This is a genomic window from Novosphingobium decolorationis, assembly GCF_018417475.1.
Classification (GTDB): domain Bacteria; phylum Pseudomonadota; class Alphaproteobacteria; order Sphingomonadales; family Sphingomonadaceae; genus Novosphingobium; species Novosphingobium decolorationis.
In genome coordinates this window covers 3,870,105-3,881,931 of the sequence record NZ_CP054856.1, presented here as the reverse complement: position 1 = coordinate 3,881,931, position 11,827 = coordinate 3,870,105, and the positions used below count along the sequence as shown (strand labels likewise).

General features: G+C 66.9%; 9 protein-coding genes. 8 read left to right on the top strand and 1 reads right to left on the bottom strand.

The genetic code is table 11. The annotated features are described in order from the left end of the window. Positions 1–87 precede the first annotated feature (87 nt). From HT578_RS17960 to HT578_RS17940, 5 genes are all read left to right on the top strand, one after another. Positions 88–3,087, top strand: coding sequence for a TonB-dependent receptor domain-containing protein (locus HT578_RS17960; protein ID WP_213500947.1), 3,000 nt, complete (start codon positions 88–90; stop codon positions 3,085–3,087). A gap of 234 nt (positions 3,088–3,321) precedes the next feature. Further along, entirely contained in the window at positions 3,322–5,004 is a 1,683-nt protein-coding gene (locus HT578_RS17955; RefSeq protein WP_213500946.1) for an ATP-binding cassette domain-containing protein, read from the top strand. Then, positions 5,001–6,065 carry an efflux RND transporter periplasmic adaptor subunit gene (locus HT578_RS17950; RefSeq protein WP_213500945.1) on the top strand — a complete coding sequence of 355 codons (1,065 nt, stop codon included), beginning with the start codon at positions 5,001–5,003 and terminating at the stop codon, positions 6,063–6,065. Before HT578_RS17955 ends, HT578_RS17950 begins: the two co-directional genes overlap by 4 nt. A gap of 2 nt (positions 6,066–6,067) precedes the next feature. Beyond that, on the top strand, positions 6,068–7,546 hold the full coding sequence (locus HT578_RS17945) for a TolC family protein (RefSeq protein ID WP_213500944.1): 1,479 nt from the start codon (positions 6,068–6,070) through the stop codon (positions 7,544–7,546). Positions 7,547–7,653: 107 nt separating this feature from the next. Next, on the top strand, positions 7,654–8,331 hold the full coding sequence (locus tag HT578_RS17940; RefSeq protein ID WP_213500943.1) for a hypothetical protein: 678 nt from the start codon (positions 7,654–7,656) through the stop codon (positions 8,329–8,331). 11 nt (positions 8,332–8,342) lie between these two features. Here the strand turns inward: HT578_RS17940 and HT578_RS17935 are convergent, their stop codons facing one another. Next, positions 8,343–8,981: a TetR/AcrR family transcriptional regulator gene (locus HT578_RS17935; protein ID WP_213500942.1), complete on the bottom strand. Its 639-nt coding sequence runs from the start codon at positions 8,979–8,981 to the stop codon at positions 8,343–8,345. A 125-nt stretch (positions 8,982–9,106) separates the two neighbouring features. Between HT578_RS17935 and HT578_RS17930 the strand changes: the two genes are divergently transcribed. From HT578_RS17930 to HT578_RS17920, 3 genes are read left to right on the top strand one after another with little or no spacing between them, the layout of a single operon-like run. Beyond that, on the top strand, positions 9,107–9,514 hold the full coding sequence (locus HT578_RS17930) for a hypothetical protein (RefSeq protein ID WP_213500941.1): 408 nt from the start codon (positions 9,107–9,109) through the stop codon (positions 9,512–9,514). After that, positions 9,511–11,127, top strand: a complete 1,617-nt coding sequence (locus tag HT578_RS17925; protein WP_213500940.1) for an FAD-binding oxidoreductase — start codon at positions 9,511–9,513, stop codon at positions 11,125–11,127. The genes HT578_RS17930 and HT578_RS17925 overlap by 4 nt, the downstream gene beginning before the upstream one ends. A gap of 5 nt (positions 11,128–11,132) precedes the next feature. Then, positions 11,133–11,528, top strand: a complete 396-nt coding sequence (locus tag HT578_RS17920) for a c-type cytochrome (protein ID WP_213500939.1) — start codon at positions 11,133–11,135, stop codon at positions 11,526–11,528. Positions 11,529–11,827: the final 299 nt, after the last annotated feature.

Genomic DNA, 11,827 nt, shown 5'->3' with positions numbered 1-11,827 from the left:
TCCCCGGCGAATCCCGGATCACCGTTGCAGATTTGTGTCAGCGCCCACGGACGGCCTGACCCGAACCAACATCCAGGGGGATAGACCATGCTCTTGTCTGCACGTTCACACCGGCTGCGCGCCAGCCTGCTCATCACCAGTTGCCTGGCCGCACTTCCGCTGGCCGCCCACGCGCAGGACACCGCACCTGCACCGGCCTCGGACGATGCCATCGCCAACGAGATCGTCGTCGTCGGCTCGCAGATCAAGAACCTCAAGACCGCCGGCGAACTGCCGGTCTCGGTGGTCAGCGACGATGACATCAGCGCGATCGCGCCGACCTCGGCGGCCGACCTGCTGCAGGCCCTGCCCGCCAACGGCACGATGAACTTCAACGGCACCGACACGGTCTCGGGCGGCGTCCACTCGGCGCGCGGGGACGTCGCCTCGGTGAACCTGCGCTCGATCGGTTCGGGCAACACGCTGGTCCTCCTGAACGGCCGCCGCCTGGTCCAGCATCCGGGCACGCAGACCGAGGATTCAGTGCCGGTCTCGACCGTCAACATGAACACCCTGCCCGTGCGCGGGATCAAGCGCATGGAAGTGCTCCACGACGGCGCCTCGGCGATCTACGGTTCGGACGCGGTGGCGGGCGTCATCAACACGGTCCTCGACGACAGCTTCGAGGGCCTGCGCGTCGGCGGCGAACTGGGCTTTGCCGAAAACACCGACAAGATGAAGTACTCCGCCGACCTCCAGGGTGGCTGGACCTTCAACGAGGGGCGCACCCACCTCTCGCTCGCGCTCAGCTACTACGAGGCCACCAAGGTCTGGGCGAGCGAACTTGACTATGCGGGCGCCAGCGACCGGCGCGGTTTCGTCGCCGACACGCCCTTTGCCGGCGACCTCAGCTTCGACAACCGTTCCAGCAGCACGCCCTGGGGCCAGTTCACCGCCGCCAACGCAGTGCCCGGCCTTACCAGTTCGGGCGGCGTGTTCCACATCCAGCCCGGCTCCATGGCCGGGTGCAGCGGCGCCCTGTCGGACGGCCTGTGCATCGCCGATGGCAGCCTCCAGCGCGACCTGCGCTACGACATCAACTCCTCGCGCACGATGTCGCCGGGGATCAAGCGCGGCAACGCCTTTGCCTTCATCACCCACGACTTCGGCGACTTCGAGTTCTATTCCGAACTCAGTTACTACCGTGCGCGCACCGATGAGTACCGCGGCGAAAGCTCGATCCTGAGTTCGGCCCGCTTCAACATCTCACGCGATGCCTACTGGAACCCGCTGGGTGCCGCAGGCAACCCCAACCGCGTGTCGGGCTTCGACATTCCCGAAGAGGGCGTCGACCTCACGCTGACCAACTACCGCGTAGTCGATGCAGGCCTTCGCCACATCCGCGTCGACAACGACAGCTTCCGCCTGCTGGGCGGTTTTCGGGGTGCCTGGGGCAACTGGGACTGGGACACCGCCGGGCTCTATTCCGAGGCCACGACCAAGGACGTGACCTTCGACCGCATCTCCAACACGCTGTTCAGCCAGGCGCTCAACCGCACCGATGCAAGCGGCTACAACCCGTTCAACGGCGGCGACCTCGCCAACCCCAACTGGGGCGATGCCAGCATCAATTCGCCCGAAACCATCGACAGCTTCCTCGTCGACGTTTCGCGCTACGCCAAGACCACGCTGGCCCTTGCCGATTTCAAGGTCTCCAACGGCAGCCTGCTCTCGCTTCCGGGCGGCGATGTCGGCATCGCGCTTGGCGTGGAATGGCGCCGCACCAGCTTCAGCGAGGACTACGACGACCGGCTCGATGGCACCACCAACTTCATCGACGCGGTCACCGGCGAGATGATCAACCAGTCCGACATCATGGGCTCGAGCGTGGCGGGCGATGCCAGCGGGTCGCGCAATGTCTACTCCGCCTTTACCGAACTGGCTGTCCCGCTCGTCAGCCGCGACATGGACGTGCCGCTGGTGCGCGCGCTCAACCTCCAGCTCGCGGGCCGCTTCGAGCACTATTCGGACGTGGGCAGCGTGTTCCGTCCCAAGTTCGCCGCGTCCTGGTATCCCTTCGACCAGTTGCAGATCCGCGGCTCCTATGCCGAAGGTTTCCGCGCGCCGAACCTCGAACAGCTCAACACCGACGTCACCACCCGTGTCAGCACGGTGATCGACTACTACGCCTGCCAGGCGAGCGTGAACAAGGGCGACATCGCGAGCCTGGGCGCGTGCGCGGGCAACGACCGCGTGGAAGAGCGCCGTTTCGGCAACACGCAGCTCAAGCCGGAGAAGAACGCCAGCTACTCGATCGGCGCGGTCTTCACGCCGACCCCGCGCTGGACCCTGACGGTCGACTACTGGCACATCAAGCAGCGCAACCTCGTCGGCATCTTCGGCGCGGAGAACATCGCCGCGCTCGACTATGTCTCGCGCCTTCAGGGCAATGGCGGCCTTTCCGGCGTGCACCGCGCCGATCCCACCGCCGATGACATCGCCTTCTACCAGGGCAGCGGGCTCGATCCGCTGGGCGAGATGGTCCAGATCGACGACCTCTTCACCAACTTGGACTCACGTACCAGTGCGGGCATCGACTTCGGGCTCTACTACCAGCCGCCCGAGACCCCGCTCGGCAGCTTCGACATCAAGTTCAACGCCTCGTACCTCGACAAGGCCTACCAGGGGCTCTCCCCCCAGGCGCAGCAGATCCAGTCGGTGCTGGGGGCCGAAGTCCCGCTCGAGGCCGTGGGCGATCTCATCGAGCGCGACGGGCGCCCCAAGTGGCAGGCTTCGGGCACGCTGACCTGGAAGAAGGACGGCTGGGCCGCAGGTCTGTTCGGGCGCTATGTCGGCTCCTACTACGACACCGGCGTCGTGCAGGACGAGACCAACGCGTACTGGAAGGTCAACGACTGGTTCACCATGAACGCCTACCTCCAGCACACTTTCCAGGAGGGGGCCCTTTCGGGCAGCCGCGTGCGTTTTGGCGTGCGCAACCTGCTCGATTCCAAGCCGCCCTTCCTCGATGCGACCTATGGCTACGATGCGAGCCTGGCGAGCGCGGAAGGCCGTTTCTTCTACACCTCGATCCAGGCGAGCTTCTGAACGCGCACTCCAACCTGAGCCCTTGCGGGCGCAACGTGCGCCCATCCAGGTAACGACAGCCTTCCGGAAAGTGTACCTTTCCGGAAGGCTGCCTGCATCCCCAGCGGCCCTGCGCCCACTGCCGGATCCTTGCCAAACGTAATGTTCTTTTGCTGCCCCTCTTTCCCGGTTGGATTCATCACGGGCCGCGGATAGACTCCGCGCCAAATGCGGACCCTCGAAGAGGATTGAATTTTGGTAGCTGAGCGTTTGGGGTTCCGGCAGGCCGCGGTGTGGCTTTCGGAGATTGTCGGCCCGGATTCGGGCTATGTGAATGTCGGGATTGTATACACCGTTGCGATCAGCCTGCTCTCGCTGGCGACGCCGATCTCGGTCCAGCTTCTCATCAACAGCGTGGCGCGCACGGCGCTTGTCGCGCCCTTGTGGATCCTCTCGGGCGTACTTTTCGCGCTCCTGCTGATCGTGGCGGGCCTCAGCGCCTTGCGCATCTACCTGCTCGCCATCTTCGAGCGGCGCATCTTTGCCCGCATCGTCGCCGAGATCACGGTGCGCGCGGTCCATGCGCAGAACCCGTTCTTTGCCGATGAAAACCGCGGCCACCTGTTCAACCGCTATTTCGACCTTGCCATCGTGCAGAAGTCGGTGCCCAGTCTGGTGATCGGCGCCTTCACCATCGTCCTGCAGGGCGCGGTGGGCCTGATGGTGACGAGCTTCTACCACCCCTTCTTCCTGGCCTTCAACCTGGTCCTGGTGCTGGCCTGCGGGGGCATCTGGCTGCTCTGGCGGCGCGGCGCGATCACGGGCGCGGTTGGCGTCAGCCATGCCAAGCACAACGCTGCGCACTGGCTGGAGACGGTCGGCGCCTCGAACGGCTTCTACAAGTCCGCGCGCCACCTCAACTTCGCCATGGACCGCTCCGAGGCGGTCACCGCGGACTACATCCGCGCGCACAAGAAGTACTTCCGCTACAGCTTTGCACAGACCCTCGGCTTCTTCCTCGTCTACGCCTTTGCAGGCGCGGCGCTGCTGGCGATGGGCGGCAACCTGATCCTCGCCGGACAGCTTTCGATCGGCCAGCTGGTCGCGGCCGAGCTGATCCTCTCGGGCGTCTTCTACGGCATCTACCAGCTGGGCTGGTACCTCGACACCTTCTACGATCTGGTGGCGAGTTCGGAGGAACTCTCGCTGATCTTCGCCATCCCCCAGGAGCGCATCGACCGCACCGGAACCGCGCCGAGCGATGGCGCGGTTCAGATGCGCAACGTGGAGATCCAGGGAACCAGGCTCGACTTCGCGCTGGAGGCCGGCGCGCAGGTCGTCGCCGTCGCCGCGCCCGATGTCGAGAACCACATCGCCATGCTGCTGAAGCGCCACGCCCACCCTTCACGCGGCCTCATTTCCATCGGCGGTAGCGAGATGGGCGCTTTCGACATGTACCTGCTGCGCTCGGCGGTCACCGTGCTCAACCGCTCCAGCATCGTCGAGGTCACCATCCGCGAGTACCTTGCCCTGGCACAGCCCCAGGGGATCGACGGTGCGGCCATGATGCGCGTCCTTGAAACCGTAGGGCTCAGCACCCGCATCTCGAGCCTGCCCAAGGGCCTCGACACCCAGCTTGCCGGTTCGGGCTCGCCGCTCACCACGGTCGAGGTCATGCAGCTCAAGCTTGCCAACGCGCTGCTCAGCGCGCCGCGCGTGCTGCTGCTCTCGCAGCTCTACGACATGATGCCGACCGAACGGCTCAAGGCCTCGCTGGAAGCCCTGCGCAAGGAAGAGACCACCGTACTCTTCTTCACCGGCCGCCCCGAGGCAATCACGCCGGATGCCTACTTCTGGATGGGCGCGAATGAGCAGAGGCGCTTCAGCACGCGCGAAGGGCTCACCCATCACGTCGCCGTGCAGGAGGTCCGCTCGTGACTCTCGACAAGGCGCAGATCGCGCACTTTCCCTCGCTGACGAGCCTCAAGCCCCCGCGCGTGGTCAAGGTGGTCGCCTGGCTCATCGCCATGGGCCTTGTCCTGTCCATCGCCATCCTCTTCGTGCCCTGGCAGCAGACCGCGCAAGGCCCCGGACAAGTCACCGCGCTCGACCCTGACGACCGTCCGCGCCAGGTCTCCTCGCTCGTCAGCGGCCGTGTCGACAAGTTCTTCGTCCATGACGGCGATTATGTCGAAGCGGGCGACCCGGTCGTGCGCGTGGTCGATGTCGACCCCGACTACCTGACCCGTCTCTCGGCGGAGAAGGCGCAGGTCGAGGCGCAGATCCAGGCCATCGAACAGTCGCGCGCGGTCGCCTCGATCGACGTGCGCCGCACCCGCCAGCTTTACGAGGAAGGGCTGGCTGCACGGCGTGATTTCGAGCAGACCCAGATCAAGGTCGCCGATGCCGAAGCCAAGCTCGCCGAGGCGCGGGCCAAGCTCAAGCAGATCGAAGTCCAGCTCAACCGCCAGTCCGCGCAAGTCGTGCCCGCGCCGCGCAGCGGCCGCATCCAGCAGTTGAACGGCGAGGCGCTGGGCGCACTCATCTCCTCGGGCACGACCCTTGCCTCCATCGCGCCCGAACAGATCGAGCGCGCGGTCGAACTCTATGTTGACGGGCGCGACATCCCGATGGTCGAGCCGGGCCGCCGTGTCCGCCTCGAATTCGAGGGCTTCCCGGTGATCCAGTTCAGCGGCTGGCCGTGGTTTGCGCTGGGCATCTACGACGGTCAGGTCCGCTCGGTCGATCCCACCCCGCGCGGTGACGGGCTGTTCCGCGTGCTGGTCGAGCCTCTGCCCGACGCCCCCGCCTGGCCCGACCGGCGCTTCGTGCGCCAGGGCAGCAAGGTGCTGGGCTGGGTCCAGGGCGACCGTGTGACGGTGGGCTACGAACTGTGGCGCCAGGTCAACGACTTCCCGCTCAACTTCGGGCAGGAGAAGGAGGCCATGCCCTATGCCGCGGCGCCCAAGTCCTCCGCCGAGAGCAGCGACAAGAAGTGATCATGCGCCCCGGACTTGCGCTGGCCGCGCTCCTGACCACGGCCCTTGCCATCCCCGCACCTGCCTCGGCCCAGAACGGAAGCCCGGGAACAGACGCGCAGGCCACCGCGCCTGTGGCCACGCCCGTGCTCACTCTCAACGAGGTGCTGCGCGCCTCGGCCCGCTCGGCGCCGCAGATCATCGCCGCGCTCAACCGCACCCGGCAGGCCGAGGCCCGCGCGCTCTCGGCCGAGGGCGCCTTCGATCTTGTCTTCTCGGTCGATGGGCGCAGCCGCGTGGAAGGCTATTACGATGGCACCTCGATCACGGGTGAGGCCAAGCAGCCGCTGCTGGACAACGGCGGCTACGTCTACGGCTCCTACCGCAATTCGCGCGGCGAGTTTCCGATCTACGAGGACAAGTCCTACACCAACCGCGCGGGCGAACTGAAGGTCGGGGCCCTCTACTCGCTGCTGCGCGACCGCCTGATCGATTCGCGCCGCTCCAAGACGCGGCTGGCCGACAACGACATCGACATCGCCCGCTTCGAGGCCGAGGCCACCGCCATCGGCGTGCAGAGCCGTGCCGTCTCGGCCTACCAGAAGTGGGTCGCCGCCGGGCTCAAGCTGCGCGCCTATGAGGCCCTCCTCGACCTAGCCCAGACCCGTAGCCGCGCGATCACGCGCCAGGTCGAACTGGGTGCGCGGCCTGAAATCCTGCTGACCGAGAACGAACAGAACCTCGTCAAGCGCCGCGCACTGGTGGTGCAGGCCGAGCGGGACTTCCGGGGCGCGGCCAACCAGCTCTCGCTCTACTACCGCGACCTCAACGGCAATCCTGTCGTGGTGCCCGAGGAACGCCTGCCGGGGCAAGACCATGCCTTCGATTCGATGACGGTGAGCACCGACTTCGCATTGGAAGAGCGGCCCGACGTGCAGATCCTGATGGAGGAGATCGACAAGGCCAGCACCCAGCTCGCGCTGGCCGAGAACAACCTGCGCCCGCGCCTCGATCTCAAGGGCGAAGTCGCCAAGGACATCGGCTCGGAAGGTCTGGGCGGCTACAGCCGCACGCCCACCGAGGTGATCGTGGGCGTGCACTTCTCGGTCCCGCTCCAGAACCGCGCGGCCAAGGGCAAGCTCGCTGAAACCAACGCCAAGATCGACGAGCTCAGCATCAAGCAGCGGTACCTGCGCGAGCAGATTCAGGCTGAAGTCGCCGGCATTTCCATTGCCGTCGACACCGCGCTGCAGCTGATCGACACCTCCTCGGTCGAGCGCGATCTGGCCCGCAAGCTGGCCTCGGCCGAGCGGCGCCGCTTCGAACTGGGATCGAGCGACTTCTTCCTCGTCAACCAGCGCGAGGAGACCGCGACCGACGCCGAGGTCAAGCTGATCGAGGCGCGCGCGCGCATCGCCGCGGCCTACGCCGAGCTCGCGGCCGCGACCGCCGACCGCGAGGCACTGGGGCTGGCGGGCATGGGCCCTTCCCCGATCCCCTGAGCCTTGCGTGTCAGGTTCCGCTCCATGAACTCTTTGCGCGCAAGGCTGGCGCGAGCCCGGACGTGCGTCCACACCGCCCGTCACCGCAGCGCGAAGGGAGACAGCACGTGGGCACGTTCATCAAGGGCCGGATCGATTACCTAAGGGGCGAGGAGCAGACTGGCCGCGAATGGTTCGAGATGATCGACCATGGTGAAAACGCGGGCCGGACCTTGCGCGCCTTTTGCGAGATGGACGATGTCGGCCTCTCGCGCGATGTCTCGATGCTGCTCGATGCCAACGGGCGTCCGCGCGATGCCTTCTGCCGCGTCGTCAAGCACGGCGCGCGCGCGGGCACGGCGCTCTTCCTGTGCGAGGACGGCCAGCTTGAATGCGAGGGCGAGATCGCCGCGACGGGCCGCGTGTCACAGCGCGTTCCGGTCGATGGGCAACTTGGTTATCTCGGCCTGCATCCGCTCGTGGGCGATGCCCTCGTGGCGCTGTCGCGCGGGACTGACGAGAAAGGCACCTTCCGCACCGTCCACGGCCTTGCCAACTCGGTCGCGCCCGCAGGCGATGAAGGGCTCTACGCGATGCCCACCGCGATCGACGTCGCCTACCTTGGGGAAGAGAGCGTCACCGTTCCGGCCGGCACCTTCGCCGCGCGCCGCTACGCCCTGCGCTGGCATCCCGAGTGGGAGCCCGCCCAGCTCTGGGTCCATGGCCCCGACGCCCTCTTCCTGCGCCTGACCTGGGACCAGATCGGCGCGGCCTACGAACTCGTCGAGCTCCACGAGGGCCGCTGAGACCTGACTGCCTAATCGATGACCCGCAGCGCCTGCTGCGCAAAGCCCCGGAAGCGCGCCAGCCGCTCGTCCAGACCGTCGCGGCCATAAGCGCCCTGGTTCTCGCGCGCCTCCACCCGCGAGGCGCGCGGCGGCACGTCGAGCGCGGCCGCCGTCACGAACCGGACCCGCCAGGCAAGGGCCGCCTCGTCCACGCCGCCGAGTGCGGCTTGCAAGGCCGCGCTGACCCGCTGCACGCCTTCAGCGAAAAGCGCCCAGACCTCGCTTCCCAGATCACCACCTGCGCGCGAGAAGATCTCGTCCAGAACCACGATCGCCCGCTGCCCCGGCACATGCGCCGCCGGCGCCCAGAGCGGGACCACCAGCGCGTCCACCGCGCCCTCGAAGTCCGCGCCCTGCAATGCCTCCAGAAGCTCCCCGCGGCGGCCTGCGATCCGGGCCGCGTTGAGGTGTGCAAGGCGCGCCAGCAGGCCATCGACATTGCCGAAATGGTAGCGGATGAGCGCCGAGTTCACCCCCGCCCTCGCCGCGATATGGCGCACGCTCAAGGCATGGACGCCTTCCTCGATCACGATCTGCTCGGCCGCATGGAGAAGCTTGGCAGGGGTCGCGCCGGAAGCGGGCGTGGAGGGTTCGCTGGCTTGGGACATGGCCTCTCCTAGCAAGGGTGTGCCGCCGAAAGAAGCGGCGGCTTGACGCCTGCCTACAGCCCATTTACACATATGTGTAATTTGTGACCCACGCAAGAAGGCAGGGGCGCCATGGGAGAGAGGCGATGATGGACCGCCGCGATGTGATCAAGCTGGGCGCGGGGGCCTCGCTCACGCTGGGCCTGCCCGTCCGGGCACTGGCCGCCGATACCCGCCCGGTCGACCTCTGGGTTGCCGACAGCCGCTACCCGCTCGCGGGAGCGCCGATGGCGCCTGCCTTGCGCGCCTTCTCCATTGATGGCGACGTGACGGACCTGTGGCGCGACCTCGTCGATCCGCTCTGGCGCCAGCCGGGCACCGGCCTTGCCGGACTGACCGGACGCGATGCCCTTTTCGTCCTGGAGCAATTGGCCTGGAGCCGGGGCCGCCGCGTGGTCGAGCGCGCCAGCTACGCCCCACAAATCGACCGCCTGCCCCAACTCGTGCGCTGGCGCATCGCCCCCCACCATCCCAGTTCAAAGGCCCACCCATGAGCGTTCTGCCCCCCGATCTCGACGCTACCCGCTTTGCCGAGGCCCTCGCCGAGATGCGCCAGGCCGTGGGCGCGGACTGGGTGTTCGCCTCGGACGAGGACCTGGGGCCCTACCGCGACAGCTTCTCGCCGGTCTGGGACACGCAGCACGAGCGCCTCGCCTCGGCCGCCGTCGCGCCCGCCGACGTCGCGCAGGTCTCGTCCATCGTGCGCATCGCGGGGCGCTTGGGCATCCCCCTCTTCCCCATCTCGACGGGCAAGAACTTCGGCTACGGCGGCCCCTCCCCCAATGTCCACGGCAGCGTGATCGTAGACCTCAAGCGCATGGACAAGGTGCTCGAAGTCGACGAGGCGCGCGCCTTTGCGCTGGTCGAGCCGGGCGTTTCCTACTTCGACCTCTACCGCGCCATTGAGGAGCGCGGCCTCAGGCTCATGATCGACTGCCCCGATCCGGGCTGGGGCTCGCCCATCGGCAACAGCCTGGAACGCGGCATCGGCTATACCATGGGCGCCTTTCGCGACCACTTCGGGGCCAGCTGCGGCATGGAAGTCGTGCTGCCCGATGGCGAAGTCATGCGCACCGGCATGGGCGCGCTGCCCGGCGCGAAGACCTGGCAGGAGTACCGCTACGGCTTCGGACCGGACCCGGCGGGCCTCTTCGCGCAAGGCAACTTCGGCATCGTCACCAAGATGGGCTTTCGCCTCTATCCCCGGCCCGATCACTACCGCACCGCGCTCGTCACCGTGCCGCGCCGCCGCGACTTCGTGAAACTGGTCGAACAGTGCAACATCCTCAGCGATGCGATGCTGTGCGGCGAGCCGGTTTACGCCAGCCCGCTGATGGCGCTGATGGGTAATCCCGCCTTCGCCGCCCTTGCCACGAAGAAGGGCGGCGCCTCGGACGCCGCGCTCGATGCCGCCGCCAGCGAGGCCGGGCTCCCTTCCTGGCAGGTCGATCTCCAGTTCTTCGGCCCCGAGGCCACGACGCGCGCCAACTTCGAGCACGCGCGCGAGCGCATCCTGTCCGCCATTCCCACCGCGACCGTGATCGCGGGCGAAGACTTCCCGCTTCCTGCGACCAGGGAGCAACTGGCCAACGTCGCCCAGCCCTACCGCAGTTCGATCCGCCGCCACGGCGCGCTCGGCGTGCCCTCGCTCGGCATCTGGAAAATCGTGCGCGAGGATGGGCACCTGGGATTCTTCCCGGTGCTCGCGCGCGCGGGCGAAGAGGTCTTTCGCATGCAGCGGGTGATGGGCGATGCCCTGCACGAATTCGACCAGCTGCCCAGCTACTTCAACGCGGCGAGCGCCCCGCTCCACTGGCATCCTCACGCCTTCCAGATGGTCTTTGCTCCGCCCGTCAGGCGCGCCGACCCCGCCTTCAACGCGATGGTCGACACGGCCATGCGCCGGGCTGTCGAGGTCGCCGCCGAGCATGGCTGGGGCGATTACCGCGCCGCGCCAATCTACCAGGACGCCGTGTCCGACACCTATTCCTTCAACAACCACGCGCTGCGTCGCTTCCACGAGACTCTCAAGGACGCGATCGATCCGGCCGGCATCATCGCGCCGGGTCGCGGGGGCATCTGGCCTCAGCGCTATCGCAAAAGGTGAACGCGATGCCCACGATCCCCCACCTGCTCCTCGCCGCCACGGGGTTGGCGCTCGCCACGCTGGCAAGCGCCCTGCCCGCGCAAGGCTCGCCGCCTGCCCCGGACGAAGCCGCGCGCGGCAAGGCTGTCTTCAGGCGCCACTGCGCGGCCTGCCATGGCCGCGGACCCGGCGATGATGGCTCTCCCCACCTCCCTGGTACCGCGGCCCTTGCCGCGCGCTATCAGGGCAGCCTGCCCGGTGCCCTGGAAGAGCGCGCAGACCTCGATACCGAGACGATCCTCTACTTCGTGCGCCATGGCTCGGGCCCGATGCCCATGTTCCGCAAGACCGAGGTAAGCGACGCCGATGTCGGCGCCATCGCCGCCTACCTGGCAACGAGCGCCGCATCGCGACAGAAGTAGCGGCCCCTTCCACGCCCCCTTTTTCGCTCGGATCCCGAAAGAGCGACAGAACCTTTCCCCCTCACCCTCAAGAATGCGTCCGGCCACGAAATTCAGGCTTATTGTATACAGTCCATCCAGACGGGGAAGAGCCACATTTTGCCACGAGGCGCAAACTACTACGAAAAAGCCCCTTGTACATTTCACATATACTTGCGCCAGTTCACCCCATAACGGCTCTTTCTACATGCCCGCGCCACAACCGCACGAATTGACGGCATGTCATTTCTATAACTAAGCTTACCCAGACTCGACACGCC

Coding starts and splice junctions, on each gene's coding strand:
- HT578_RS17930 (WP_213500941.1), top strand. CDS start 9,107: ATGATGGACCGCCGCGATGTGATCAAGCTGGGCGCGGGGGCCTCGCTC.
- HT578_RS17960 (WP_213500947.1), top strand. CDS start 88: ATGCTCTTGTCTGCACGTTCACACCGGCTGCGCGCCAGCCTGCTCATC.
- HT578_RS17945 (WP_213500944.1), top strand. CDS start 6,068: ATGCGCCCCGGACTTGCGCTGGCCGCGCTCCTGACCACGGCCCTTGCC.
- HT578_RS17925 (WP_213500940.1), top strand. CDS start 9,511: ATGAGCGTTCTGCCCCCCGATCTCGACGCTACCCGCTTTGCCGAGGCC.
- HT578_RS17935 (WP_213500942.1), bottom strand. CDS start 8,981: ATGTCCCAAGCCAGCGAACCCTCCACGCCCGCTTCCGGCGCGACCCCT.
- HT578_RS17920 (WP_213500939.1), top strand. CDS start 11,133: ATGCCCACGATCCCCCACCTGCTCCTCGCCGCCACGGGGTTGGCGCTC.